Source organism: Stenotrophomonas sp. C-A, assembly GCF_054030835.1.
This window is the reverse complement of sequence record NZ_CM132916.1, coordinates 356,449-381,388: the sequence shown is the minus strand read 5'-3', so window position 1 is coordinate 381,388 and position 24,940 is coordinate 356,449. Positions and strand designations below refer to the sequence as shown.

Below are 24,940 nucleotides of genomic sequence, written 5' to 3'. Positions count from 1 at the left end.
CAAGAATTGAATGGTGTGGAATGCGATGTGTCGCGCTAGCGTTGCCTGGCTGGCAGTACCCGCCACTGGAAGTCGTAGCTCCATTGGTCGAAGTACAGGTTGCCGCCTGCCCACTCGGCCTCGCCGCGCTGCGAGTCGACCGTTTCCGAGCGGAAGTACTGCTTGGCCGGCACCAGGGGCTGGCCGAAATCGTCGTTGAAGGCGATGCGGTAGCCGTCGAGGCCACCCAGATAGAAATCGCGCAGGGCGAGCACGTCGCTGGCCAGTGCGCCGGTGGTCACGTCCATCGGCAGCCAGCCATACGGCGCCAGGTAGACCTGCCCCCAGTCATGCAGATTGTTGTAGCCGCTGCCATCGTCGGAGAACACCATGCCCGACTGCCAGCGCGCGGGAATGCCGTTCATGCGCAGCAGCGCGATCAGCAGCAGGGTCTGTTGGCCGCAGTCGGCATGGCCGGCATGCAGCGCGTAATCACTGATGTTGCTGATCGTGGAGTATTCGCGCGCGCCCGCCCATGGAATGCGATCGACCGCCGCGAACAGCTTGCGCACCACTTCATACGGTCGCGTCTCACCCTGCAGCACCTGGTCGGAGAACAGCTTCAGCGAGGGGGTGAAGCGCACATGCGGCAGCTGTTCGGCCAGGTAGGGCTTCAATGCGGGATCGTTCGGTGTGGCCTGCACCTTGGCGGGATCGATCGCGGTGTGCCGGGCAAAGAGCGTGACCGCATAGCGGATCTCGAAGCGGGTCGGCTGCCCGGCCACGGCCTTGGCTTCCAGGTAGGCCGTGCGCTGCAGGGTGCTGGCTGGCGCCACCCGCGCCTTGCCCGGGGTGCTGCCCAGCCACTGCACCTGCTCCTGCTGGCCCGGAATCTCGCGCGGGTACGGAATCCAGGCGCGCACGGTTTCACCGGCCGGAACGGCATCGGCTTTCACCGTGAGCGACTGGGTGAATTCAATACGCTGCGGCAGTACCGACGCCTGGCCACTCTGTTCGGCCGCGGCAAGCACGCGCGCGTGGTGTGCATTGAGCACCTCGTTCGGGCCCGGCGCCGGCATCGGTTCATCCGCGCGGCGGCGTGCGCGTGCCTCATCGCTGAGCAGGAACAGGTTCGACGGTGCGCGCTTGAAGTACCAGCGCGCGCCATCGATATCGAGGTGTTCAATCAGGCCGAGCTGGTCCCAGCGCGCGAATTCCTCGTCGGTGAGGTCGGGAATCCAGCGGCGCACGGCGGACTTGGCGGCGGTTTCATCGAGGGAAAAATCCAGGCGGATGCGGCGCATGCGTTCTTCCTGGAACGCGATGTCGTCGAAACTGACGCCAGGCTCCGCCGCGTCGGCAGCCGACCAGGTGTTCAGTTCGCTGTGAGCTTCAAAGAACCGTCCCGCGTCGATCATCTGCACGACGCGCGCAAACTGGATGGCTGAGGGCGGCGGCTCCGCTCCCGCCGACCACGCCCACAGCAGCAGCGCGGCACAGAGACCGGCGGCGGCAGGCAGACACGGTTTGCGAACGGCAGACTCCACAGCGACACTTCCCCAGCGCGGGTGGTAACGGCTGTGTAACACGGGCCGGGATGCCGGTCAATAATTTATTCTTGATTTCGAAGCCGAAAGGAATAAATATTCCAACAGGCATTCGAGGAGGGTGTGCACCGCATGAGCCTGGCTTCCCGCGAACCGCGCCGGCGTTGGCCGCGCCGGCTGACCCTGGCCCTGTGCCTGCTGGCCGCGCCGGCCTTCGCACAGGCTGCCCCGGCACCCGATCCCGGCGCACCGCTGCCCTATGTGATCGGCCTGCACGAGGCCTACCTCACACCGCAGTACTGGGCCGCGCGCCTGGACAACGCTGATGCGCCGATTCTGGACCGCGCACAGATCGAGGCACAGAACGCGCGGATGCGGGCGCAGGACAGCCACATCCAGAACATCGCCGCACTGCCCGCCCAGCTTGATGCGGCGACGGTGCGTGCCAGCATCGCCGCGCTGTCGAGCTGGCCCACGCGTGCCCTTTACAACGACAAGGGCCAGGCGATCGCGCCCGCGCTGCGCAGCGCGATCGAAGCCAACCTCGGCCTCGATGCGATTCCCGCCCAGACGGCACCGGCCTACGGGCTGGTGGTGAAGCGCGCGGCACTGCGCACCTTCCCCACCCGCGAGCGCGTCTTCAGCACCGTCGGCGACACCGACATCGACCGCTTCCAGGAATCGGCACTGTTCCCCGGTGACAGGGTTGCCGTGGTCCATCGCAGTGCCGACGGCCGTTGGCTGTTCGTGCACAGCGAGCGCTACAGCGCGTGGATCGAGGCCGATGCCATCGCCAGCGGCGACAAGGCCACGGTGCTTGGCTACGGCGCGAAGGGGCCGTACCGGATCGTCACCGGCGCCACCGCACAGACCGTCTACACCCCGGAAGAACCGCGTGTCTCGCGCCTGCAGCTGGACATGGGCGTGCGCCTGCCGGTACTGGCCGACTGGCCTGCGTCAGAGCCGGTGAACGGCCAGCAGGCGCATGCTTCGTGGGTGGTGCAGTTGCCGGTACGCGAGGCCGATGGTCGCCTGAAACTGGTGCCGGCGCTGCTGCCGCGCTCGCAGGACACCGCCGCCGACTACCTGCCGCTGACCCCGCGCCTGCTGCTGCAGCAGTCCTTCAAGTTCCTGGGCGAACGCTACGGCTGGGGCCATGACTACGACACCCGCGACTGCAGCGGGTTCGTTTCCGAGATCTACCGCAGCTTCGGCGTGCTGCTGCCGCGCAATACCAGTGCACAGGCGGTCAGCCCCGCACTGGATCGCCTGCCCTTCACCGGCAAGGACGGCAAAGCGGTGCGCGACCGCGCCGTCACCGACCTGCAGGTGGGCGACCTCGTCTACATTCCCGGGCACGTGATGATGGCCATCGGCCATGTCGACGGCCGCACCTGGGTCATCCACGATACCGCGGGCGGCAGCTGGTTCGGTGCCGACGGCACGCGCGTGCAGGCCCACCTCAATGGTGTTTCGGTCACGCCGCTGGAGCCGATGATGGCCAGCGATACCGTCCGCTACATCGACCGCATCACCAACATCCAGCGCCTGCGGGCCAAGACTCCTGAATGAAGATCACTGCCATCGAACTGGGCATGCTGCGCGTGCCGCTGAAGACGCCGTTCAAGACTGCCCTGCGCACGGTGGAAACCGTGGAAGACGTGGTGGTGCTGATCCGCACCGACACCGGCCACACCGGCTACGGCGAAGCCCCCGCCACCGCAGTGATCACCGGTGACACGCACGGCTCGATCATCGAAGCGATCCGCCACTTCATCGCGCCGCGCCTGATCGGCCAGGACGTGGTCAACCTCAACCATCTGTGCACGCTGGTGCAGACCGCGATGGAGCGCAACACCAGCGCCAAGGCCGCGGTGGAAATCGCGCTGTACGACCTGTGGGCGCAGCTGCACGGTGCGCCGCTGTACCAGATGCTCGGCGGCGGCGACCCGGTGATCACCACCGACATCACCATCAGCGTGGACTACATCGACAAGATGGTGGCCGATTCGCTGTCGGCGATCGAGCGCGGCTTCGAGTCACTGAAGATCAAGGTCGGCAAGGACATTGGCCTGGACATCGAACGGGTCAAGGCGATCCATGCCGCCGTCGAAGGCCGCGCCCTGCTGCGCCTGGACGCCAACCAGGGCTGGACCGCCAAGCAGGCGGTGCATGCGATGCGCACGCTGGAAGAGGCCGGCGTGGTACTGGAGCTGCTGGAGCAGCCGGTTAAGGCCGCGGACATCAGTGGCCTGAAATACGTCACCGACCGCGTCAACACGCCGGTGATGGCCGACGAAAGCGTGTTCAGCCCGAGCCAGGTGATGGACCTGATCCAGCAGCGCGCGGCCGACATCATCAATATCAAGCTGATGAAGACCGGCGGCCTGTCCAACGCGATCCGCATCGCCGACATCGCCGGCATCTACGGCGTGCCATGCATGATCGGCTGCATGATCGAATCCAGCATCAGCGTTGCCGCCGCCGTGCACCTGGCGGTGGCCAAGAGCGATGTGATCACCAAGGTCGACCTGGACGGCCCGTCGCTGGGCCAGTTCGACCCGGTCAGCGGCGGTGTGCATTTCAACGAATCGGAGATCAGCATCAGCGATGTGCCGGGGTTGGGCATCACCGAAGTGCGTGGGCTGGAGATGCTGGGTTGATCTCTGCCTTGCGGCTGGCCTGGCGTGCCACTGACGTTGGGTCGGGCGTTGCTTTTCTTTTCGCGAAAAGAAAAGTAACCAAAAGAAACGCTCCGCCGGCCGCAAGCCGGTGCTACGAACCGGTTCCCTGCGCTCCTCGGCCCGTCGAGGGACGGCGCGGGAACTCGCTACGCTCAGACACCCGCGCCTCTTCGCCCTCGCCGGACCTGCGGTGCTCGGTTCGCTTGAAGGCGGACTCAACGTCCAATGCAACAGCTGCACCTATTAGATCCACACCACGCGTGGAAGCGCTTGTTTTTGCCCTACCCCGTAACCCCTTCGCGGCTGGCGCGCGCGCGATGTGTCCGGGGTCGGGCGGGTGGGGCTTGCGGGGGTGTCCGCCGCATGGATGCGGCGGCCAAGCCTACACGGACGTACTTGCGGCGTCCCCCGCAATCTCCACCCGCCCGACCCACCCCATAATTCGCTTTACGCGGTCAACCGCAACGCCTTTGCAGACACCCGGACACCCCGCATGCCGCCCCTGCTGAAGATCCGTTCCGAGCGCGGGCAGATGTCGGCCATCGAGCGCCGTATCGCCGACTTCATCCTCGACAACGCCCACCTGCTGCGCGACTACTCGTCCCAGCAGCTGGCCAGCGCGTTGGGCATCAGCCAGTCCAGCGTGGTGAAGTTCAGCCAGAAGCTCGGCTTCAAGGGCTACCCGGACCTGAAGTACTCGATCGGCCAGGATGTGGCCCGCGCCGGTGCCGATCCACAACAGGCCCCCAGCGAACCCGACGGCGGCGATGACTACCTGCGCCTGGGCGACGCCCTGCGCCGCAGCAAGGCGCAGGCCGAAGAGGAAACCCGCCAGGCCAACCCACGCGAAGAAATCGAGCGCATTGTGCAGCTGCTCGACGGCGCGCCCAAGCTGTTCGTCCATGGCTTGGGTGACGATGGCCTGTTCGCCCGCGAGTTCGCCATGCGGCTGTCGCTGCTCGGCCTGCTGGTGGTGCCGCATACCGATCCGATCCTGATGCTGGCCAACCTGTCGGCCGCGCGCCCGGGCGATGCGCTGCTGATGTTCTCCGAATTCGGCAACCTGCCCCAGCTGTCGCAGCTGTCACGGCAGTTCCAGGACATGGGTGGCAAGGTGATTTCCATCACCCGCCACACCGCCAACCCGCTGCGCGCGCATGCTGATGCAGCACTGGTGGTGTGTGCGCACGATCGCACGCCGCAGGTCGCGCAGCTGCTGTACCGTAGCGCCATGCATGCCCTGCTCGATTTCCTGTTCGTGCTGCTCTGCCACACCAATCCGGACCGCCAGCAGCAGCTGGCGGTGAACCTGGAGCGGATCGACCACCTGCTGGATTCCTGACCGGAGCACCTGTTGATGAAATCGCTGGTTCGCCTCGCTACCGCTGCGCTGCTGCTTGCTGCAGCGGTGTCCGTCCACGCGGCACCGCTGGATGGTGCGCGCCAGCTGATCGTGGTCACCAGCGAAAGCTGGGACAGCACCCAGGGACAGCTGCAGGCCTATGTGCGCGATGGCAAGGGCTGGCACGCGCATGGACAGGCGTTCCCGGTGGCGCTCGGCCGCACCGGCAGTGCCTGGGGCCTGGGCCTGCACCCGGCGCAGGCCGACGGCCCGCAGAAGCAGGAAGGCGATGGCCGCAGCCCTGCGGGCGTGTTCGCGCTAGGCAGTGCATTCGGCTATGCCGTCACTCGTGCCGGCACCGCGATGCCCTACCAGCCGATGCTTGAAAGCAGCTACTGCATGGACGTACCCGGTTCACCGTTCTACAACCGCATCGTTGATGAAAAGAAGGTCGGCAGTGCAGCGGTCAAGGGCTCCACCGAGCCGATGCGGCTGGACCTGCACAACAAGGGCGATGTGCGTTACCAGGAAGGCTTCGTCATCGCCCACAACCCGGACAACCAGCCCGGCAAGGGCAGCTGCATATTCGCCCACCTGTGGCGCCAGCCGGGTGAGGCCACCGCCGGCTGCACCGCCATGCCGCAGGCGCGCATGCAGGCCCTGCTGAACTGGTTGCGGCCGCAGGATGCGCCGCGCTTCGTGCTGCTGCCGCGTGCCGAGTACACGCGCCTGCAGGCCCAGTGGCAACTGCCCGCACTGAGCGGAGACGCCCGTTGAGCGCGCAGGACGAACCGCAGCTGCAGCGCGCGGTCAGCCGCTGGCAGATCGTCGGCCTGTCGATCAACGATGTGATCGGCAGCGGCATCTACCTGCTGCCGGCCGCCACCGTCGCCCTGCTCGGTCCCTTCAGCCTGTGGGGCGTGGTCGCCGCCGGCATCGTGGTCGCGCTGCTGGTGCTGTGCTACGCGCAGGCCGCCAGCTACTTCGATGAACCCGGTGGCAGCTACCTGTATGCACGCGAGGCGTTCGGGCGATTCGCCGGGTTCGAGATCGGCTGGATGATCTGGTTGACCCGCATCAGTTCGGCGGCCGCACTGAGTAATGCACTGGCCGATGCGGTCGCGCGCTTCTGGCCGTGGGCGGGCGCCGGCATGGGTCGCATCGCGGTGATCGTGGTGTCGCTGGGCTTCCTCACCGGCGTCAACATCATCGGCGTGCGCTCGGCCGCGCGTACCGGCGTGGTGCTGGTGATCGGCAAGATGCTGCCGCTGCTGTTGTTCGTGGCCATCGGCGCGTTCTACATCGATCCGCAACTTGCGTTCTCCGGCCAGCGCCCGGACCCGCATGACCTGCAGCGTATGGGTGAAGCCGCATTGCTGCTGCTGTACGCCTACGCCGGCTTCGAGAACATCCCGGCTGCTGCGGGCGAGTACCGCAATCCGCGCCGCGATATTCCGTTCGCGCTGATCACCATGATCATCACCGTCACCGTCATCTACGGCGCGGTGCAGGTGGTGGCGCAGGGCACGCTGGCCGGCCTGTCCAGCTCCGCCACGCCACTGGCCGATGCCGCCGCCGGCTTCGGCGGCGAGGCGCTGGCGCTGATCCTCACCATCGGCGCCACCATCTCCATCCTCGGCACCAACAGCAACACGATGATGATGGGCCCGCGCTTCCTGTTCGCGCTGGCCCGCGATGGCTACGGGCCGAAGATCCTGGCGCAGGTGCACCCGCGCTTCCACACCCCGGCCGCCTCGATCCTGTGCCAGGGTCTGATCGCGCTGGGCCTGGCCCTGTCCGGTTCGTTCGTGCAGCTGGCCCTGCTGTCGATGACCACGCGCCTGTTCGCCTATATCGGTACCGCTGCTGCGGTACTGGTGCTGGCCAAGCGCTATGCCGACCGCCCGGGCGCATTGAAGCTGCCCGGAGGGCCATTGATTCCGGTGCTGGCACTGCTGCTGTGCGTGGCGCTGTTCGCCAGTGCCAGCTGGCAGAACATCGCGGCTGCGTTGGTCGCGTTTGCCATCGGTGCGGTGATCTACAAGCTGCCGCGCAAGGATGCCGACGCCGGGTGACCGGTAGCGCCGGGCCATGCCCGGCGGATTGATCTGGCGATCACGCTGCCGGACCGGGCCGTTAACCGCCACGCAGGCACGATCAGGCTTCGTCCACAACGGAGCCTTCCATGACCGAGTACCAGATCCCCGGCCGCGTACCGGACGACAGCACGCCGCGTGATGCGGTCAGCAACTACTGGCGCGAACGCTACACGGCCGAGCCCTACTATGACGACCAGTTGTTCTTCGAGGACTACGAGCCTGCCTACCGCATCGGCCACGCCGCGCGTGCACGGGACATGATCCGCGCCTACGAACAGGTCGAAGCCGAGCTGGAATCGCGCTGGGCCAATGAACGTGGCCGCAGCCGGCTGGAATGGGCGCAGGCGCGCGGTGCCGTTCGCCGTGGCTGGGAGGATGCACAGCTGGCGGATCCGCGGTTGAAGCGATAACGCCATGCTCCTGTAGAGCCGAGCCCATGCTCGGCTGAGAGTCGAGCATGGCTCGACTCTACAGAAATCCTGCGAGAGCCGAGCGTGGGCTCGGCTCTACAGAATCACTCCTGTTCCGGCAGCGGCGGCACGCCTGCGCTGCGCTTGCTTTCACCGCCACCGGCGGCGATCAGGTCGCGGGTGTTCTTCTGCACCGCCACCGCACCGAACAGCGACAGCGCGTAGGCCATGCCGTAGAAGCCCTTCTCGCTCGATGCCAGGGTGGCATTCCACAGGCCGACCAGCAGCAGCATCAGCGCCGACAGCAGCGCGAACCAGCACAACGCGTAGTACAAGCCACTCACCGGAATACCCTCGACGCGGTCACGCACGCTCTTCTGCAGCGACACCGCCGCGAAAAGGCCGAACAGCAGCAGGGTCAGGTAGTAGCCCTTCTCGTTGAGCGCCATCGTTGCGGCGTTGAACAGGCCGATCAGGTAGGCCGCCGCGCCCAGCAACAGGGCCACCCACGAGGCGGCGATGAAGGCGGTGGACGGCTTGTGGGGCATGGCAGTGTTCATTGCAGATCCTTGGCAGGCAGACGGGCACGCTTTGCCCGGGCGTGCCCACCCTAGACGATCCCGCCGCCCTCGCACAGGGGTTGCAGGACCTTCGGGCCACGACGGTCACCGCTCCAGTGGTATACAAGGTACAGCCCGGCCATCCGCATCCCCGCCTGGAGATACCCATGACCCGCATGCCCCTGCTGCTCGCCCTCGGCCTGGTGCCGATCCTCGCCACCTCCGCCTGCAATGCCGCCGACCCGGCCGCCAACGGCGCCCAGGCCACGGCCACGGCGTCCGCCGCCGCCGATCAACGCCCGTTCACCGCCACCGAGGTCAGCCGTTTCGACCAACCGTGGGCGATGACCTTCCTGCCCGACGGCAGCCTGCTGGTCACCGAGAAGCGCGGCAAGCTGCAGCACCTGGACCTGGCCAGCGGCCAGAAGCATGAGATCACCGGCGTTCCCAAGGTCGCCTATGGCGGCCAGGGCGGTTTCGGTGACGTGATCCTGCACCCGCAGTTCGCAAGCAACCACGTGATCTATCTCAGCTACGCCGAGGAAGGCACGCTGGACACCCGCGGTGCTGCCGTGGCCCGTGCCACGCTGGCGCTGGACGCCAACGGCGCCGGTCAGCTCAAGGACCTGAAGGTGATCTGGCGGCAGAGCCCCAAGGTCAGCGGTGAGGGCCACTACGGCCACCGCCTCGCTTTCGGCCCGGACGGCAAGCTGTGGATCAGCTCCAGCGAGCGGCAGAAGTTCGATCCGGCGCAGGACATGGGCGGCAACCTCGGCAAGATCATCCGCCTCAACGATGATGGCAGCCTGCCCGCCGACAACCCGTTCGCCTCGCAGGGTGGCGTGGCCGCGCAGGTGTGGTCGCTGGGCCACCGCAACATCCTCGGCATGGCCTTCGACGCCAACGGCAAGCTGTGGGCACACGAGATGGGCCCGGCCGGCGGCGACGAACTGAACCTGATCGTGCGCGGCGCCAACTACGGTTACCCGATTGTTTCCAATGGTGACCACTACGACGGCCGACCGATTCCAGACCACGACACGCGCCCGGAATTCGCCGCCCCGAAGGTGACCTGGACGCCGGTGATCTCGCCGGCCGGCTTCGTGATCTACAGCGGCAAGCTATTCCCGCAGTGGAAGGGCAGCGGCTTCATCGGTGGGCTGTCGTCGACCTCGCTGGTGCGTGTGGCGTTCGACGGCGACAGCGCGCGCGAGGCCGAACGCTTCAACATGGGCGAGCGCATCCGCGAAGTGGAACAGGGCCCGGATGGTGCGCTGTGGCTGCTGGAAGACGGCAGCAAGGCGCGCCTGCTGAAGCTGACGCCGAAGGCCTGATCGGCACCTTTTTCCCGGAACGGCCCCGCATGCGGGGCCGTTTCCGTTTACTGGATGGTGATGACCTTCACCTCGGTCTTCGTGCAGGCCTGGTCCAGGCACTGCCCGCTCAACCACACCTGTCCATCGCCGATCATCACGCCCTGCTGGTTGACGAAGACCTTGCCGAAGTCCTGTTCGGACACCGCCTTGACCACCGCCGGTGTGATGATCTTCTCGTAGTTGCGCTGGAACTCACCGGGGCCGGTGATCTTCTTTCCGCCGCTGATATTCAACGGGAAACGCACTTCCTCGACCACGGCAGCGCGATCTCCACCGACCACCGCGGTCTTGAACGCATTGAACACCTTTTCGTACTGCGCCGCATCGCCAAGCAGCGACTCGATGCGCGCGCGTGCGTCTTCCGCGGGCGCATCCGCTTCGGACGCGGCCGGTGCGGCGGCGGTGGGCTCAGCGGGGGGTGCCGCAGGCGCTGCCGGGGCGCTGGCCTCCATCGGCGGCGGCGCATCCGCTGCAGGCTCGGCCGGCGGCGCCGGCTGCGAACAGGCCGCCAGCAGCAGGGCGGGAATCAGACAAGCCATCCGGCGCATGCGCGCACTCCATCGAAACAGGAAGCCCGATGGTAGCGCCGCCGCAGTGAGGACAACAAAAAGGGGACGGAGGGGATTAAGTCGTTAGTGCCACAAACGACTTAATCCCCTCCGTCCCCTTTTTTTCGATCAGGCCTTCAGCAGCTCGAACTGCACCGCTTCACCGGCCGCCGACGAGGCGCAGACCCACAGGTCGAACACACCCGGCTCGGCGCGCAGCACGCCGTCGCGGCCGGTGAACGCCAGCTGCTCACGGCTGAGGGTGAACACCACTTCGGTGGACTCGCCCGGCTGCAATGCCACCTTGCGGAAGTCCTTCAGTTCGCGCACCGGACGCACACGACTGGCCACGCGGTCGTGGATGTACAGCTGCACCACTTCCTCGCCAGCCACATCGCCGCTGTTGGTCAGCGTGGTGGTGATGGTCAGGGTCTCTTCCCAGCCCAGCACGGCCGTGCTCAGCTGCGGCACGCCGTAGGCGAAGCTGGTGTAGCCGATGCCATGGCCGAACGGGTACAGCGGCTCGTTCGGAATCTCGCGCCAACGGGCCTTGAACTCCGACATCGTCGGCAGTTCCGGGCGGCCGGTGCGCGGGTGGTTGTAGAAGTACGGCTGCTGGCCGGATACCTGCGGGAAGCTGACCGGCAGGCGACCAGACGGGCTGTAGTCGCCGAACAGCACATCGGCCACGGCATGGCCGGTCTGCGTACCCAGGTACCAGGTCACCGCCACCGCCTGTGCATTGCGCACCGCGCCCTGCAGCGCCAGCGCGCGGCCATTGCGCAGCAGCACCACCAGCGGCTTGCCGGTCATCGCCACGGCCTCGGCCAGCGCCTGCTGTGCCGGCGGCAGGGTGATCTCCACGCGCGACTGCGCTTCACCGCTGTAGCGCTGCGGTTCGCCCAGCGCCAGTACCACCACGTCGGCACGCAGCGCGGCAGCCACGGCCGCTTCGGTGCCGCCTGGAATCGCGGTTTCCAGTTCGCAGCCCGGCACGATTTCCAGCAGCGCTTCGTCGCCGATGGCGGCGCGCACGCCGGTTTCCAGGTCCACGTAGCGCTGCTTGTCACCGAACAGCGTCCAGCAGCCCTCGATGTTCTCGCGGTCCTGCACGAACGGGCCGATCAGTGCGATCTTCTGCCCGGTCTTCTGCAGCGGCAGCACATTGTCGCGGTTGTTCAGCAGCACGATCGAACGGCGCGCGGCGTCGCGCGACAGTTCGTCATGCGCGGCGAGGTGCGAGGTATCCGCTTCGCGCGCCGGGTCCAGCGAACGGTACGGGTCGTCGAACAGGCCGATGGTTTCCTTCAGCCACAGGATGCGGCGCACGCCTTCATCCAGCACGCTCATCGGCACGTCGCCGCTCTCGACCAGGCCCGGCAGGTGCTCGGCGTAGAAGCCGCTCTGCATGCTCAGGTCCAGGCCGGCGGTGAATGCCTTGGCGGTGGCATCGCGATCGTCGGCGGCATAGCCGTGCGCGACCAGTTCCATGTCGGCGGTGTAATCGGAGATCACCACGCCCGGGAACTTCCATTCGCCGCGCAGGATGTCGGTCAGCAGTTCGGCATTGGCGCTGGCCGGCACGCCGTTGATGTCGTTGAACGAGGACATCACGGTGATCGCGCCGGCGTCGAAGGCGGCCTTGAACGGCGGCAGGTGCACGTCGCGCAGGGTCTGCGGCGAGATGTCCACCATGTTGTATTCCATGCCGGCCATCACCGCGCCATAGGCGGCGAAGTGCTTCGGCGTGGCCAGCAGCGAATCGGCGGCGCGCAGGTCGCTGCCCTGGAAGCCGCGCACGCGGGCGGCGGCGAACGCACAGCCCAGCACCACGTCCTCACCGGCACCTTCGGCGCCACGGCCCCAGCGCTGGTCGCGGGCGATGTCCACGGCCGGGGCATAGGTCCAGTGCAGGCCGGCAGCGGTGGCTTCGATGGCGGTGGCGCGCGCGGTGCGCTCGGCCAGGTCCGGTTCGAAGCTGGCGGCCTCGCCCAGCGGGATCGGGAACACGGTACGCATGCCGTGGATGACGTCGGCAGCCAGGATCACCGGGATGCCCAGGCGGCTTTCCTCGGTGGCGACCTGCTGGATGCGGCGGCCCAGTTCGGCGCCCACACCATTGAACAGCGAGCCGACCTTGCCCTCGCGCACCTGCTGCAGCACCTGGTCGGCATTGCGCACGTTAGCTTCCGGGTTCACGTCCGGGGCGAACGGGCGGACCATGTCCGCGAAGACACCCAGCTGGCCGACCTTTTCCTCGACGGTCATCTGGGCAATGAGGGATTCGATGCGATCGGAGGCCACCGGCAGTCCTTGATGAAAACGTTTACAAGCCCGGCATTCTAGCGATCCCGAGCCGTTTGGCGAGAGGTTTCTTCATTCAGTTTCAGCCACCAGCGGGGACCGTATGGCCCCGCCGGGGGCACCGCAGCTTACTCCGAGCCGGCCAACTGGCGCTGCCCGGCCATCAACATGGCGTCGCTGGAGGCCTGGAACACCCGCAGGCCAAACGCCGGCAGGATCGCCAACAGGTGGTCGAAGATGTCCGACTGCACCGCCTCGTACTCGCCCCAGGCAGTGCTGCGGGTGAAGCAGTACAGCTCCAGCGGCAGGCCTTCGGTGGTCGGCTGCAGCTGACGTACCAGCAGGGTCATATCGGTATGGATGCCCGGGTGGCTGCGCAGGTAGCGCTCCACATAGGCCCGGAAGGTACCCAGGTTGGTCACGCGGCGGCTGTTGACCTCGGCCACGCCCTGCTCGCGCAGGCGCCCGTTCCACTGGCCCAGCTCCTGCTCCTTGGCCTGCAGGTAGTCGCGCAGCAGCGCGAACTGGCCGAGGAAGGCCAGGTCGCCCTCGTCCAGGAAACCGACGCTGTGCTGGTCCAGGTACAGCGCGCGCTTGATGCGGCGGCCACCGGCCTCCTGCATGCCGCGCCAGTTCTTGAACGACTCGGTCACCAGCTTCTTGGTCGGGATGGTGGTGATGGTCTTGTCGAAGTTCTGCACGATGATGGTGTGCAGGGCGATGTCGATCACATCACCATCGGCGTTCTGGCTGGGCATCTCGATCCAGTCACCGATGCGCACGCGGCCGTCGCCACTGATCTGCACGCTGGCCACCAGCGACAGGATGGTGTCCTGGAAGATCAGCATCAGCACTGCGGTGGCCGCGCCCAGGCCGGTGACCAGCGGCCCCAGCGCTACGCCCAGCAGGGTGGCGATGATCGACAGGCCGGCGGCCACGAACACCACGATCTTGACCACCTGCAGGTAGCCCTTGATCGGCTTGTTGCGCGCATCGGGCTTGCGCTCGTACAGGCTGTTGGCCGCGTCCAGCGCATGCGAAAACGCCATCGACACCGTCAGTACGGCCCACACGATGCACAGCTTGATGATGACGTTGACCAGGCCGGGCGGCAGATCGGGGATGAGGGTGATGCCCGAGGCGATCACCTGGCTGGGCACCACGTTGGACAGGCGCGAAATGACCCGCATCAAATGGCTGCCACGCCCGGACTCGGCACCCGGAAGGCGCTGCAGCAGGCGTCGCAGGCCACGCACCAGGATGCGCTTGGTCACCCAGTTGGCCAGGCCGGCTGCGATCAGCAGCGCCGAGATCATCAACGCCAGGTAGGCGCCGGGATAGGGTTCCAGTGTGTTCTGCAGCTTTTCCAGCCACTGTACCGCCACCACCGCGTCCACCATCAGTTGTCTCCTTTCTTCATTGCTGTTGAGGTTGCCGGCCAGCGGCCGGCATGACCGGGTCAGTCCCGCGTGCGCTCGATGATCACGCCCACCGCGCGCGCACCGCGCACCGCGCCCGGCTTGCTCAGCTTCAGGCGCAGCCACTTCACGTCGAATTCGTCCAGTACGATCTGCGCGCAGCGCTCGGCCAGGGTCTCGACCAGGCCGAATTCCGACTCGCGCACGAACTGCTCCAGGCGCTTGCTCACCGCCTTGTAGTTCAGGGTGTGGGCGATGTCATCGGTAGCCGCAGGGCGACGGTTGTCGAAGCCCATTTCCAGGTCGAACACCAGGTCCTGGCGGATCCGTCGCTCCCAATCGTAGATACCGATCAGGGCGTCGATCGTCAGCCCCTCGATGAAAACCTTGTCCATTGCGCTTACCCGCCCGAATACAGGGGGCCATGGTAACGGCACGGCGGTGACCCTGCCCGGAACGGGCGATGGGTGGCCGGCACGGGGCGGGCCCGGAAAAGACAAAGGGCCCCGCTAGCAGGGCCCTTTGGTACTACCGTTTGTCCCCAGGGGGAGCTGGAATCCAGCCGCGAGTCCCGGTGGCGCAGGCACGCAGATTAGGCAAGGACTAGATCGCCGGTCAAGGCCAATTCCGACAGGGCAGGTCAGGTATTCGCCCGAGGCGAAACGCAGGAAATCAGCCGCGCGGACAACTACGTTCCCTGATGGTGGTCGCCGCCCACTCTCGCGAACATTGAGCCCTCCTTCACCACCGCACATGACGATGGCTCCATACGATGTACTGCGGCGCGCGTTGTCAGCGGAGCGCCTGTCGACTTACGAGAGAATCGCATCGACCTGCAGCCCTGACGTCACTGCCGATTCCCTGTATCTCTGGAACATGCGGATGTGCGGTGCGCTGATGATGCCGGTCCATCTGTGCGAGGTGGTCATTCGCAACGCCGCTGCAGCTGTGCTTACCCGACAGCACGGCCCGCGTTGGCCGTGGAATGATGCCTTCCGCCGCAGACTGCCAACTTCATCCAGTACTTCTCCACGCACGGCACTGGAACAACTTGCCAGCCGCGTAACCGATACACCTGAGATCGTCGCCAACCTGCCAATGGTGTTCTGGCAACAGCTCTTTACATGTCGCTTCGACTCTACCCTGTGGATACCCGCACTTGGTGGGGTTCTACGTCATGCACCTTCGGCACATCCCAGTGTCATCAGGAAAGCCATCCACGCAGACATTGGACGCATCCGCCACCTGCGCAACCGGATCGCGCACCACGAACCCATCCTGGAACGCGACCTCGGCGCCGACCTGGCCGCGATCGGGCGGCTGATCCACGCCCGCTGCCCGCACACCCTGGGGTGGCTGCAGCGCCATGAGCGGGCGACGACGGTATTGGCAGCGTCGCCATTGGGTGCACGTGCGTAGCGATCACGCGCAGTCGAGCATGGCTCGACGCTACAAAGAGCGGCCGTTGGGACTCACACCGCCGGCAGGGTCGCCATGTCCCAGCGCGGGGTCACATCCACCTTCGGCGGGCTGTGCTGGCCGGCCTGCAGGCGCAGCGCGCCAGCGAAGGCGATCATCGCGCCGTTGTCGGTACACAGCGCAGGCCGCGGGAAACAGGCGCGGCCGCCCAGGCGCTCGGCCATCTGCTGCAGGCGCGCGCGCAGGCGCTTGTTGGCGCCGACGCCGCCGGCCACCACGATCACGTTAGTCCCGGCCGCTTCCAGCGCGCGCTCGCACTTGATCGACAGGGTCTCGACCACCGCGTCTTCAAAGCCACGGGCGATGTCGGCGCGGGTCTGCTCGCTCTGGTCGCTGTCGCGCCAGGCCATCAGCACCTGGGTCTTCAGGCCGGAGAAACTGAAATCCAGCCCGGGGCGGTCGGTCATCGGCCGCGCGAAGCGGTACGCGCCCGGCGTCCCCTGCTCGGCCAGCCTGGCCAGCTGGGGACCACCCGGGTACGGCAGGCCCATCAGCTTGGCGGTCTTGTCGAAGGCCTCGCCGGCCGCATCGTCCAGGGTCTCGCCCAGCAGCCGGTACTGGCCGATGGCGTCCACCGCCACCAGCTGGGTATGGCCACCGGACACCAGCAGTGCCACGAACGGCGCTTCCGGCGGGTCGTCTTCCATCAGCGGGGCCAGCAGGTGGCCTTCCATATGGTGTACGCCCACCGCCGGCACCTCCAGCGCCCAGGCCAGCGAGCGGGCCACGCCGGCGCCCACCAGCAGCGCGCCAACCAGGCCGGGACCGGCCGTGTAGGCCACCCCGTCGATGTCGCCTACGCCGAGACCGGCTTCGGCCAGGGTCTGGCGCACCAGCGGCAGGAGCTTGCGGACGTGGTCGCGGCTGGCCAGCTCGGGCACTACACCGCCGTACTCGGCATGCAGGGCGATCTGGCTGTAGACCGCATGGGCGCGCAGGGCCGCGCTGCCGGCCAGGTCGGTGTCATACACCGCCACGCCGGTCTCATCACAGGAAGATTCGATGCCAAGGACTCGCATGCCTGCTATTATGACGCCCCTGCCGCCCCCTCGGGGGATGTGCAGATCTCACTGCTTTCGAACTTCCGGCCCGTATTCAGGGTTGGCCGCTTGCAGTTTGTCTATTCGCCGCTATAATGTGCGGCTCGCCGGGCGTGACCCGGTTCTACTGTGTCCCGGAGATTCCATGCCCAGCGTCAAAGTCCGCGAGAACGAGCCCTTCGAGTTTGCTCTTCGCCGCTTCAAGCGCACTTGCGAAAAGGCCGGTGTGCTGGCCGAAACCCGCAAGCGCGAGTTCTACGAAAAGCCGACCCAGGAGCGCAAGCGCAAGGCCGCCGCTGCTGTGAAGCGTCAGCTGCGCCGCTCGTCGCGCGACGTTACCAAGCGTCAGCGCCTGTACTGATCGGACGCATCTTCATTGCGGCGGGCTTGCCTGTCGCGATGGAGCCGAAGCCGGCACGCGCGAGCGTCGCCGGCTTTTTGCGTTTCCGGGTTCGGGCATCCGCCCCGCCCCACCTACCACCACGAGGTTCCTCATGAGCATGAAGCAGCAGCTCACCGAAGACATGAAGGCCGCCATGAAGGCGGGCGAGAAGCACAAGCTGGGCGTGATCCGCCTGATCAACGCCGCCATCAAGCAGCGCGAAGTGGACGAGCGCATCGAACTGGACGACACCGCCGTGATCGCCGTGCTCGACAAGATGGTCAAGCAGCGCAAGGACTCGGTCAGCCAGTTCGAAGCCGCCAACCGCGAGGACCTGGCCGAGATCGAGCGCGCCGAGATCGTGGTCATCGAAGCCTACCTGCCAGCGAAGATGGGCGAAGCCGAGATCGTGGCCGCCATCCAGGCCGCCATCGCCGAAACCGGTGCTTCCGGCCCGGCCGACATGGGCAAGCTGATGGGCGCGCTGAAGCCCAAGCTCGCCGGCCAGGCCGACATGGGCCTGGTGTCCAAGCTGGTCAAGCAGCTGCTGGCATAAGCCATTGCCGGGGTCGGATCCCTTTCGCATCGCGGAAGGGCTCTGACCCCATTGATGCATCCGCTTCACCGCACCTTCGACCCCCGGCTGCTACAACACCCCCATGGTCGAGCAATCGCATTCCCCCGCCGACACGCGTCCCCACGGCATCCCCGCACGGCTTCGCCACTACGCTGACCGCCTGCAGGACAGCTTCCCGATGGCGGTCGCCAAGCGCTTCGTCGAAATCGACGTGCTGACCCAGGCCGCTTCGGTCTCCTTCTACGCCCTGCTGTCGATGGCACCGCTGCTGGTGCTGCTGTTGTGGCTGACTGCCTCGCTGTACCCGCCTGCACAACAGACGTTGATCAGCCAGATCGGCTCGGTGGCCGGCAGCAGCGTGGCCAGCGTCGCCGACACCGTGCTGCACAACGCCAACAGCCAGCCCAGCGTCGGTTCGCTGGCCGGGCTGTGGAGCACGCTGCTGCTGTTCGTGGGTGCCACCGCCGTGTTCGCCCAGCTGCAGAACGCGCTGAACCGGATCTTCCACACCAGCGGCCAGCGCCTGGAAGGCGTCAAGGCCTGGCTGCGCAAGCGCGTGTTCTCGTTCGGCGTGGTGCTGGCACTGGGCTTCCTGCTGATCCTCTCGATGACCGCCACCACTGCACTGCAGGTGGTGTTCGCGCAGCTGCCCTCGGTGCTGCCGGCGATCGGCTACCTGACCTCGCTGCTGCTCTACACGCTGGCCTTTGCCTTCCTCTACCACTACCTGCCGGACCGCCGCGTGGCCTGGCGCCAGGCCTTCATCGGCGGCGCCATCACCTCGGTGCTGTTCACCCTTGGCCGCTACGGTATTGGCGTCTACATCGCTACCGTGGCCCCGGGCAGCGCCTACGGCTCGATGGGCGCGTTGGTGATCGCACTGGTGTGGATCTACTACGCCACCGCCGTGTTCTTCGTCGGTGCGTTGATGACCGCGGTGATCGACGAGCGCCTGCATGCACGGGCTCAGCTGGCCAAGGCCGGGGTCGAGGCCGAACAGGCCAGTCCCGGCGTCGCCAGCGAGTAAACTAGGGGAACCTGCCGCCCCTGCTGCGCGCCCTGGCGGCCGCGCCCCGTTCTGTTGCCCATGGCCCGTATCCCCGACGCTTTCATCGACGATCTGCTCGCCCGCTCCGACATCGTCGAGGTGGTGGGCAGCCGCGTGCCGTTGAAGCGACAGGGCAAGGAATATGCAGCGCGCTGCCCGTTCCATGACGAGCGCTCGGCGTCGTTCACGGTCTCGCCCACCAAGCAGTTCTATCACTGCTTCGGTTGCGGCGCGCACGGCACCGCGATCAGCTTCCTGATGAACTACGACCGCCTCGAGTTCCTCGACGCGGTGGATGAGCTGGCCAAGCGCGCGGGCATGGAAGTGCCGCGCAACGAGAACCCGCGCAGCCCCCAGCAGCAGGACGACAGCCGCGAGCTGTATTCGGCGCTTGAGGCGGCCACGAAGTTCTTCCAGAACAACCTGGAAGGCAGCGACAAGGCACGCAGCTATCTCGATGGGCGTGGCGTGGACGAAGAGAACCGCGCACGCTTCCAGATCGGCTACGCGCCGGATGGCTACAGCGGCCTGCGCGATGCGCTGGGCAAGGACGAGCGGCGCATGAAGCTGCTCGACCGCGCCGGCCTGTTCTCCAAGAACGACCGCGGCCACGTCTACGACAAGTTCCGCGACCGGGTGATGTTCCCGATCTTTGACCGCCGTGGCCGGGTGATCGCCTTCGGCGGCCGCGTGTTCGAGAAGGACGACGGCCCCAAGTACCTCAACTCGCCCGAAACCGCGCTGTTCCACAAGGGCCGCGAGCTGTACGGCCTGTGGCAGGTGCGCCAGGCCAACCAGAAGATCGAGCGGCTGATCGTGGTCGAGGGCTACATGGACGTGGTCTCGCTGTTCCAGTTCGGCGTCACCCAGGCGGTGGCGACGCTGGGCACGGCGACCACGCCGGACCATGCCGAGCTGTTGTTCCGCAACGCGCCGGACGTGTTCTTCTGCTTCGACGGCGACGCCGCCGGCCGCCGCGCCGGCTGGAAGGCACTGGAGTCGGTGCTGCCGCGCATGAAGGATGGCCGCCAGGCGTTCTTCCTGTTCCTGCCCGATGGCGAGGACCCCGACACCATCGTGCGCAAGGAAGGCGCCGAGGCCTTCAACGAACGGCTGAAGCAGGCCACGCCGCTGTCGCAGTTCTTCTTCGACGAACTGACCCGCGAGATCAACCTGGGTACGCTGGACGGCAAGGCACGCCTGGCCGAGCGGGCCAAGCCGATGCTGGCGCAGATTCCCGACGGTGCCTTCGGCGACCTGATGAAGCAGCAGCTGGCGCAGCTGACCGGCCTCGGCGGCAACGCCCCGTCTGCGCGCGCGCCGATGCCTCAGCGCCAGCCGGCACGCACTATTCAACCGGTGGCCAAGCGCAGCCTGGTGCGCGGCGCGATCGCCGTGCTGCTGCAGCAGCCGTCGCTGGCACTGACGCTGGGTGGAAAGCACCATTTCCAGGGCCTGCGCCTGCCGGGCGTGGAGCTGCTGCTGGAACTGCTGGGGCTGGTCGAACAACGCCCGGACATCAGTACCGGCGCCTTGCTGGAGCATTTCGACGGCCGCGACGAACAGGCCTCGCTGCACACCCTGGCCGCGCAGACGCTGGCGGGCGATGAAGCGATGTGGACGGTGGAACTGCATGACGCGGTCGGGCAGCTGGAGAAGCAGCTGCTGTTCCAGCGGATCGACGACCTTAACGCCAAGCAGCGACAACAGGGTCTGGACGATACTGACAAGTACGAGATGCGCGAGCTGCTCAAGGCCCGCGCCAATCTGCGCCTGTAGCGGCAGAACACAGCCCCGGAGAGACCATGCTGCTGCGCCTGACCTGCCTGCTGTTGTTGTCGCTCTGCCTGCCGCTGGCCGCCCTGGCCGCGGATACCCCGCTCAATGAAGTCCGCCCCGGCCTGTATGCCGGTGGCCAACCCAGCGCCGCACAGCTGCGCGAACTGGCCGCACAAGGCGTACGCACCGTGATCGACCTGCGCCAGCCTGGCGAGGACCGGGGTTTCGATGAAACCCGCGTGGCCGAATCGCTGGGCCTGCGCTATGTGCGCATTCCGGTGGCCGGTGCCGAGGGCCTGGATGCAGCCAATGTGCGCGCCGTGCACCAGGCCCTGCAGCAGAGCCAGGGGCGGGTGCTGCTGCACTGCGCGTCCGGCAACCGCGCTGGTGCCGTGCTCGGCCTGGTCAATGCACGTTACGAACACGCCAGCCCGGAACAGGCCCTGCAGCTCGGCCAGCGTGCCGGCCTGAAGTCGCTGGAAGCTGCCACCCGCCAGCGTCTGGCCACACCGGTCACCTCGCCCTGAACCCTCCGCACCAAGGACTCTGCCCACCATGACCCGCTGGTGGTCGCGCCTGCGACCGGACAACTTCACCCTCGCCCTGCTGTGCACCGTCGGCCTGGCTTCGATGCTGCCGATGAAGGGCGCCGCCGCCATCGTCCTCGACGATGTCACCACGGTCGCCATCGCCGCGTTGTTCTTCCTGCATGGCGCACGCCTGCCGCGCGAGTCGATCATCGGCGGCATGCTGCACTGGCGGCTGCACCTGACCATCCTCGCCTGCACCTTCATCCTGTTCCCACTGCTGGGGCTGATGTTCAAGCCACTGTCGGGCTGGCTGCTGACCCCGGAGCTGTACCTGGGCGTGCTGTTCCTGTGCACCCTGCCGTCCACCGTGCAGTCGTCCATCGCGTTCACCTCGATGGCGCATGGCAACGTGCCCGCAGCGGTGTGCAGCGCTTCGTTGTCGAGCATCCTCGGCGTATTCCTGACCCCACTGCTGCTGACCGCGCTGGCCGGCACCTCCGGCGGCGTGCACGATCCGCTGCATGCGATCGGCGGCATCATGCTGCAGTTGCTGGTGCCGTTCGTGGCCGGCCATCTGCTGCGGCCGTGGATTGCCGGCTGGGTGGAGAAGCAGCGTGCGCTGCTGCGCTACACCGACCAGGCCACCATCCTGCTGGTGGTGTACTCGGCCTTCGGCGAAGCGGTTACCGAGGGCCTGTGGAGCAAGACGCCGCTGCTGTCGCTGCTGGCCGTGGCCGTCGTGGCCGCCGTGCTGCTGGGCATCGCCATGCCGCTGATCACCTTCATCGCCCGCCGCCTGCGCTTCAACCGCGAGGACGAGATCGCCATCGTGTTCTGCGGCTCGAAGAAGAGCCTGGCCACAGGCGTGCCGATCGCCAAGGTGTTGTTCGCTGGTGGCAGCCTGGGCGCGATCGTGCTGCCGGTGATGATCTATCACCAGATCCAGCTGATCGTCTGCGGCGTGATCGCGCAGCGGTATGCGCGGCGCAAGCCCTGACCCGACCGGGAGACATCCACGCATGGCGTGGATCTACTGTAGAGCCGAGCCCATGCTCGGCTGATGCCTGTGATCCGGAGTGGATCCACGCCATGCGTGGATGCTCCTGCCATCAGACCGGGTCAGAGCCCCGCTGGGGATCTGACCCTGAGTCGAGCATGGCTCGACTCTACAAAGGGCAGCCGGTCACAACCAGGGCAGGATCCAGTGGTCCACCAGCAGGAAGGCGAACAGCGCCATCAGGTACACGATGGAGTAATAGAACATCTTCATCGAGAACAGCTCGTCCGGCGGGTTCAGCATGCGCCAGGCGTACCAGAGGAATACGGCGTTGAGCACGATCGCGCCGCCCAGGTAGAACGCGCCGCTCATGCCCACCAGGTACGGCAGCAGGCAGACCAGTGCCAGCACCACCGAATAGACCATGATCTGCTTGCGGGTGTGCACCACGCCATGGGTCACCGGCAGCATCGGGATTTCGGCCTTGGCGTAGTCCTCGCGGCGGAAGATCGCCAGCGCCCAGAAGTGCGGCGGCGTCCAGATGAAGATGATCAGCACCAGCAGCGACGAATACGCCCAGTCCGACGAACCCTGCATGCCGGTCACCGCGGCCCAGCCCAGCATCGGCGGCATCGCGCCGGCCAGACCACCGATGACGATGTTCTGCGAGGTCGCACGCTTGAGGTACACGGTGTAGATCACCGCATAACCGATCAGCGAGGCGAAGGTCAGCACCGCAGTGATCAGATTCACCCACAGCACCAGGATGGTCATCGACAGCACGATCAGCACGCCGGCGAACACCAGCACCTGCCACGGCTTGACCTTGCCCACCACCAGCGGACGCCACGAGGTGCGCGCCATCTGCGCATCGATGTGGGCATCCAGCAGCTGGTTGATGGCGGCGGCGGCCGAAGCGGCCAGCCAGATGCCGAGGAAACCGAGCACGCCGGCGCGCACCTGCTCCCAGCTGGGCACGCCGGGGATGGCCAGGACCATGCCGACCAGGGCAGTGAAGACAATGAGGGCGACGACCTTGGGTTTGGTCAGGTCCCAGTACTGGCGGTAATTGGAAAACATGGAATCAGTCCGGGGCACGCAGGCGGGCCAGCAGGCTGACCAGCACGAACAACAGGGCAACGGCCACGCCGTTGTGGGCCACCGCCACTTCCAGCGGCAGCGCCAGCTTCACATTGAGGATGCCGAGGGTGACCTGCAGCACCAGCAGCGCCATCAGCGCGCTGGCCCAGCCACGCATGCTCGGCAACCGGAACAGGCGTACGCCCAGCCACAGCAGGTAGACAGCCACCACCACCGCGAACAGGCGGTGCGCCATCTGGATGGCGATACGCGAAGCGCCATCCAGCACGCCGCCTTCGTAGTCCACGCCGATGCCACGCCACAGGGTGAAGCCTTCGACGAAGTTGTGCTGCGGCCACCACTGGTTGGCGCAGCGCGGGAAGTTGTCCAGCGAGGCGCTTCCGCCGCCGCAGGCCAGCGCCGCGTAGTTGGCACTGACCCAGCCCCCCAGTGCGATCTGGGTGACCAGCACCGCCACACCGATGCGCAGCAGCCACTTCAGCTTCGGCGCTTCGGCCAGGGTGATCGGCATGTGCGTTGCGCGCCAGGCCATCCACACCAGCAGCGCGAACATCAGCATGCCGCCCAGCAGGTGGCCCATCACCACGATGGGTTTCAGCAGCAGGGTTACCGTCCACATGCCCAGCAGCGCCTGGAAGATCACCACCGCCAGGGTCAGCAGGGCAGCGCGCGCCAGGTCGATGTTGCTCCAGCGCAGCGCGGCGATCAGCAGGATCGCTTCGCCTATGAGGGCCAAAGCGCTGGCCGTGCCATGCCAGCCCATCATGTACAGCGGTATGCCGGCGGCCACCAGCACACACGCGGTCACCACCGCCGTGCTTCCGAATCGCCGCTTGCGCGTGGCCAGCAGGGCCAGGGTCAGGATCTCGATGCCCAGTGCGCCGGCCAGGAAGCGATGCACCTGCTCACGCCAGGCCTTGTGGGTTTCCAGCGGGCGGATCTCCGCCGCCGGGTGGCCAATGGTCTCTTCCACGTGCTGCGGCCAGGTGGCCTGGCCATAGCAGGTGGGCCAGTCCGGGCAGCTCAGGCCGGCATCGGACAGGCGCACGAAGGCACCGAACATGATCGTGCTCGCGGTCATGATCATGGCGAACCACGCCAGGCGGTGGAAATTGCGGTGCAGCGCCGGACGCGCGGAAAGGCTCATCAAACGGGACTCACTTCAGTTTCAGCAACGTGGCCATGTCCTTGCGCAGGCCACCCAGGTCGGTGCCCGGGGCATGACGCATGATCACGAAGCCGTTCGGATCGATCACGTAGACCGGCAATCCCGCCGGATCATCGACGCCAGGCAGCGCCGCGCGCAGTGCTGGCGACGGAGCCAGCGGCCGCAGCGCGGGCAGCGAGGCGATCGACGCCGGTGGCGTTCCCAGCCACAGGATTTCGACATTATCGGCGTTATGGCCGAACAGCTGCCACACCTTGCCCAGTCCCTGCGACAAAGTGACGCACTGCGCGTCGCAGACTCCGGCCGGCGCCACCAGCAGGCGCCAGGTCCGGGCCTCCGGGTTCCACGGGTAGGCTTGGCCAGTGGCCAGGGTCGGGCTCCGCTGGCGCAGGTCCACCGGCGGCTTCAGCAGTTGGCCGGCATTACGGTGCCCGGTGGGCTGCCAGCCGGAGAAGCGCAGTACGGCAGCCAGTGCCATCGCCCCGAAGAACACGGCAAACAGCAGCACCAGGGTCCGGCGGCCGGAGCCGCGCGCCTGCGGGGACGTAGCAGTGTTCATGCGGGGCATTTTC

24 protein-coding genes are annotated in these 24,940 nt (G+C 66.7%); 14 read left to right on the top strand and 10 right to left on the bottom strand.

The window, feature by feature from the left end; genetic code table 11:
* Positions 1-35: 35 nt before the first annotated feature.
* Positions 36-1,526 (bottom strand): transglutaminase domain-containing protein, encoded by a 1,491-nt coding sequence (locus ACW5IY_RS01755; protein WP_049435062.1) that lies wholly within the window; start codon positions 1,524-1,526, stop codon positions 36-38.
* 132 nt (positions 1,527-1,658) lie between these two features.
* Between ACW5IY_RS01755 and ACW5IY_RS01750 the strand changes: the two genes are divergently transcribed.
* From ACW5IY_RS01750 to ACW5IY_RS01725, 6 genes are all read left to right on the top strand, one after another.
* The gene (locus tag ACW5IY_RS01750) at positions 1,659-3,098 is read left to right on the top strand and encodes an SH3 domain-containing protein (RefSeq protein ID WP_197638507.1); all 1,440 of its coding nucleotides are present in this window, start codon (positions 1,659-1,661) and stop codon (positions 3,096-3,098) included.
* Complete coding sequence (locus ACW5IY_RS01745) at positions 3,095-4,189, top strand: dipeptide epimerase (protein WP_012478950.1); 1,095 nt, start codon at positions 3,095-3,097, stop codon at positions 4,187-4,189. The genes ACW5IY_RS01750 and ACW5IY_RS01745 overlap by 4 nt, the downstream gene beginning before the upstream one ends.
* Before the next feature lie 514 nt (positions 4,190-4,703).
* The gene (locus tag ACW5IY_RS01740; RefSeq protein WP_043400005.1) at positions 4,704-5,552 is read left to right on the top strand and encodes a MurR/RpiR family transcriptional regulator; all 849 of its coding nucleotides are present in this window, start codon (positions 4,704-4,706) and stop codon (positions 5,550-5,552) included.
* Between the two features lie 15 nt (positions 5,553-5,567).
* Positions 5,568-6,329: a L,D-transpeptidase family protein gene (locus ACW5IY_RS01735; protein WP_049435060.1), complete on the top strand. Its 762-nt coding sequence runs from the start codon at positions 5,568-5,570 to the stop codon at positions 6,327-6,329.
* The gene (locus ACW5IY_RS01730) at positions 6,326-7,627 is read left to right on the top strand and encodes an APC family permease (RefSeq protein WP_049435059.1); all 1,302 of its coding nucleotides are present in this window, start codon (positions 6,326-6,328) and stop codon (positions 7,625-7,627) included. The genes ACW5IY_RS01735 and ACW5IY_RS01730 overlap by 4 nt, the downstream gene beginning before the upstream one ends.
* Positions 7,628-7,737: 110 nt before the next feature.
* Entirely contained in the window at positions 7,738-8,061 is a 324-nt protein-coding gene (locus ACW5IY_RS01725; RefSeq protein WP_049435058.1) for a hypothetical protein, read from the top strand.
* 104 nt (positions 8,062-8,165) lie between these two features.
* Here ACW5IY_RS01725 and yiaA read toward each other — a convergent pair whose 3' ends face one another.
* The gene (yiaA, locus tag ACW5IY_RS01720) at positions 8,166-8,621 is read right to left on the bottom strand and encodes an inner membrane protein YiaA (protein WP_010484216.1); all 456 of its coding nucleotides are present in this window, start codon (positions 8,619-8,621) and stop codon (positions 8,166-8,168) included.
* Positions 8,622-8,788: 167 nt separating this feature from the next.
* Between yiaA and ACW5IY_RS01715 the strand changes: the two genes are divergently transcribed.
* Complete coding sequence (locus tag ACW5IY_RS01715) at positions 8,789-9,955, top strand: PQQ-dependent sugar dehydrogenase (RefSeq protein ID WP_049435057.1); 1,167 nt, start codon at positions 8,789-8,791, stop codon at positions 9,953-9,955.
* A gap of 47 nt (positions 9,956-10,002) precedes the next feature.
* Here the strand turns inward: ACW5IY_RS01715 and ACW5IY_RS01710 are convergent, their stop codons facing one another.
* From ACW5IY_RS01710 to folB, 4 genes are all read right to left on the bottom strand, one after another.
* A complete protein-coding gene (locus tag ACW5IY_RS01710) occupies positions 10,003-10,545 on the bottom strand; it encodes a hypothetical protein (RefSeq protein ID WP_049435056.1) in 543 nt (180 codons plus the stop codon).
* 129 nt (positions 10,546-10,674) lie between these two features.
* A complete protein-coding gene (locus ACW5IY_RS01705) occupies positions 10,675-12,849 on the bottom strand; it encodes a glycoside hydrolase family 3 N-terminal domain-containing protein (protein ID WP_049435055.1) in 2,175 nt (724 codons plus the stop codon).
* Positions 12,850-12,977: 128 nt separating this feature from the next.
* A complete protein-coding gene (locus tag ACW5IY_RS01700; protein ID WP_049435054.1) occupies positions 12,978-14,249 on the bottom strand; it encodes a mechanosensitive ion channel domain-containing protein in 1,272 nt (423 codons plus the stop codon).
* Between the two features lie 59 nt (positions 14,250-14,308).
* A complete protein-coding gene (gene folB, locus ACW5IY_RS01695) occupies positions 14,309-14,662 on the bottom strand; it encodes a dihydroneopterin aldolase (RefSeq protein ID WP_005407807.1) in 354 nt (117 codons plus the stop codon).
* A gap of 358 nt (positions 14,663-15,020) precedes the next feature.
* On the opposite strand from folB, the gene ACW5IY_RS01690 reads away from it, so the two are divergent.
* A complete protein-coding gene (locus tag ACW5IY_RS01690; RefSeq protein ID WP_100049875.1) occupies positions 15,021-15,686 on the top strand; it encodes a hypothetical protein in 666 nt (221 codons plus the stop codon).
* A 53-nt stretch (positions 15,687-15,739) separates the two neighbouring features.
* Here the strand turns inward: ACW5IY_RS01690 and tsaD are convergent, their stop codons facing one another.
* Positions 15,740-16,765, bottom strand: a complete 1,026-nt coding sequence (tsaD, locus tag ACW5IY_RS01685; protein WP_049426946.1) for a tRNA (adenosine(37)-N6)-threonylcarbamoyltransferase complex transferase subunit TsaD — start codon at positions 16,763-16,765, stop codon at positions 15,740-15,742.
* Between the two features lie 166 nt (positions 16,766-16,931).
* Between tsaD and rpsU the strand changes: the two genes are divergently transcribed.
* The 6 genes from rpsU (at position 16,932) to ACW5IY_RS01655 (ending at position 22,099) form a co-directional block, all read left to right on the top strand.
* Positions 16,932-17,147, top strand: a complete 216-nt coding sequence (rpsU, locus tag ACW5IY_RS01680) for a 30S ribosomal protein S21 (RefSeq protein WP_002808376.1) — start codon at positions 16,932-16,934, stop codon at positions 17,145-17,147.
* A 133-nt stretch (positions 17,148-17,280) separates the two neighbouring features.
* Entirely contained in the window at positions 17,281-17,724 is a 444-nt protein-coding gene (locus ACW5IY_RS01675; protein ID WP_049435052.1) for a GatB/YqeY domain-containing protein, read from the top strand.
* 103 nt (positions 17,725-17,827) lie between these two features.
* The gene (locus tag ACW5IY_RS01670) at positions 17,828-18,772 is read left to right on the top strand and encodes a YihY/virulence factor BrkB family protein (protein ID WP_049435051.1); all 945 of its coding nucleotides are present in this window, start codon (positions 17,828-17,830) and stop codon (positions 18,770-18,772) included.
* A 60-nt stretch (positions 18,773-18,832) separates the two neighbouring features.
* Entirely contained in the window at positions 18,833-20,572 is a 1,740-nt protein-coding gene (gene dnaG, locus ACW5IY_RS01665; protein WP_049435050.1) for a DNA primase, read from the top strand.
* Positions 20,573-20,598: 26 nt separating this feature from the next.
* Positions 20,599-21,099 (top strand): fused DSP-PTPase phosphatase/NAD kinase-like protein, encoded by a 501-nt coding sequence (locus ACW5IY_RS01660; protein WP_049435049.1) that lies wholly within the window; start codon positions 20,599-20,601, stop codon positions 21,097-21,099.
* Positions 21,100-21,127: 28 nt separating this feature from the next.
* Positions 21,128-22,099, top strand: a complete 972-nt coding sequence (locus ACW5IY_RS01655; RefSeq protein WP_049435048.1) for a bile acid:sodium symporter — start codon at positions 21,128-21,130, stop codon at positions 22,097-22,099.
* Between the two features lie 186 nt (positions 22,100-22,285).
* Here the strand turns inward: ACW5IY_RS01655 and cyoE are convergent, their stop codons facing one another.
* Genes cyoE through ACW5IY_RS01640 form a run of 3 tightly spaced genes read right to left on the bottom strand, consistent with a single transcriptional unit; the run spans position 22,286 to position 24,927 of the window.
* On the bottom strand, positions 22,286-23,179 hold the full coding sequence (gene cyoE, locus ACW5IY_RS01650) for a heme o synthase (RefSeq protein WP_005407798.1): 894 nt from the start codon (positions 23,177-23,179) through the stop codon (positions 22,286-22,288).
* 4 nt (positions 23,180-23,183) lie between these two features.
* Positions 23,184-24,347 (bottom strand): COX15/CtaA family protein, encoded by a 1,164-nt coding sequence (locus tag ACW5IY_RS01645; RefSeq protein WP_049435047.1) that lies wholly within the window; start codon positions 24,345-24,347, stop codon positions 23,184-23,186.
* A 10-nt stretch (positions 24,348-24,357) separates the two neighbouring features.
* On the bottom strand, positions 24,358-24,927 hold the full coding sequence (locus ACW5IY_RS01640; RefSeq protein WP_049435046.1) for a nicotinate-nucleotide--dimethylbenzimidazole phosphoribosyltransferase family protein: 570 nt from the start codon (positions 24,925-24,927) through the stop codon (positions 24,358-24,360).
* Between the last annotated feature and the right edge of the window lie 13 nt (positions 24,928-24,940).

Bases quoted from the DNA above. Each gene is read 5' to 3' on its own strand.
- ACW5IY_RS01710 (WP_049435056.1), bottom strand. From the start codon at position 10,545: ATGCGCCGGATGGCTTGTCTGATTCCCGCCCTGCTGCTGGCGGCCTGT.
- ACW5IY_RS01740 (WP_043400005.1), top strand. From the start codon at position 4,704: ATGCCGCCCCTGCTGAAGATCCGTTCCGAGCGCGGGCAGATGTCGGCC.
- ACW5IY_RS01640 (WP_049435046.1), bottom strand. From the start codon at position 24,927: ATGAACACTGCTACGTCCCCGCAGGCGCGCGGCTCCGGCCGCCGGACC.
- ACW5IY_RS01715 (WP_049435057.1), top strand. From the start codon at position 8,789: ATGACCCGCATGCCCCTGCTGCTCGCCCTCGGCCTGGTGCCGATCCTC.
- ACW5IY_RS01745 (WP_012478950.1), top strand. From the start codon at position 3,095: ATGAAGATCACTGCCATCGAACTGGGCATGCTGCGCGTGCCGCTGAAG.
- yiaA (WP_010484216.1), bottom strand. From the start codon at position 8,621: ATGAACACTGCCATGCCCCACAAGCCGTCCACCGCCTTCATCGCCGCC.
- ACW5IY_RS01645 (WP_049435047.1), bottom strand. From the start codon at position 24,347: ATGAGCCTTTCCGCGCGTCCGGCGCTGCACCGCAATTTCCACCGCCTG.
- cyoE (WP_005407798.1), bottom strand. From the start codon at position 23,179: ATGTTTTCCAATTACCGCCAGTACTGGGACCTGACCAAACCCAAGGTC.
- ACW5IY_RS01725 (WP_049435058.1), top strand. From the start codon at position 7,738: ATGACCGAGTACCAGATCCCCGGCCGCGTACCGGACGACAGCACGCCG.
- ACW5IY_RS01750 (WP_197638507.1), top strand. From the start codon at position 1,659: ATGAGCCTGGCTTCCCGCGAACCGCGCCGGCGTTGGCCGCGCCGGCTG.
- ACW5IY_RS01670 (WP_049435051.1), top strand. From the start codon at position 17,828: ATGGTCGAGCAATCGCATTCCCCCGCCGACACGCGTCCCCACGGCATC.
- rpsU (WP_002808376.1), top strand. From the start codon at position 16,932: ATGCCCAGCGTCAAAGTCCGCGAGAACGAGCCCTTCGAGTTTGCTCTT.
- tsaD (WP_049426946.1), bottom strand. From the start codon at position 16,765: ATGCGAGTCCTTGGCATCGAATCTTCCTGTGATGAGACCGGCGTGGCG.
- ACW5IY_RS01675 (WP_049435052.1), top strand. From the start codon at position 17,281: ATGAGCATGAAGCAGCAGCTCACCGAAGACATGAAGGCCGCCATGAAG.
- dnaG (WP_049435050.1), top strand. From the start codon at position 18,833: ATGGCCCGTATCCCCGACGCTTTCATCGACGATCTGCTCGCCCGCTCC.
- ACW5IY_RS01735 (WP_049435060.1), top strand. From the start codon at position 5,568: ATGAAATCGCTGGTTCGCCTCGCTACCGCTGCGCTGCTGCTTGCTGCA.
- ACW5IY_RS01690 (WP_100049875.1), top strand. From the start codon at position 15,021: ATGACGATGGCTCCATACGATGTACTGCGGCGCGCGTTGTCAGCGGAG.
- ACW5IY_RS01655 (WP_049435048.1), top strand. From the start codon at position 21,128: ATGACCCGCTGGTGGTCGCGCCTGCGACCGGACAACTTCACCCTCGCC.
- ACW5IY_RS01660 (WP_049435049.1), top strand. From the start codon at position 20,599: ATGCTGCTGCGCCTGACCTGCCTGCTGTTGTTGTCGCTCTGCCTGCCG.
- ACW5IY_RS01700 (WP_049435054.1), bottom strand. From the start codon at position 14,249: ATGGTGGACGCGGTGGTGGCGGTACAGTGGCTGGAAAAGCTGCAGAAC.
- folB (WP_005407807.1), bottom strand. From the start codon at position 14,662: ATGGACAAGGTTTTCATCGAGGGGCTGACGATCGACGCCCTGATCGGT.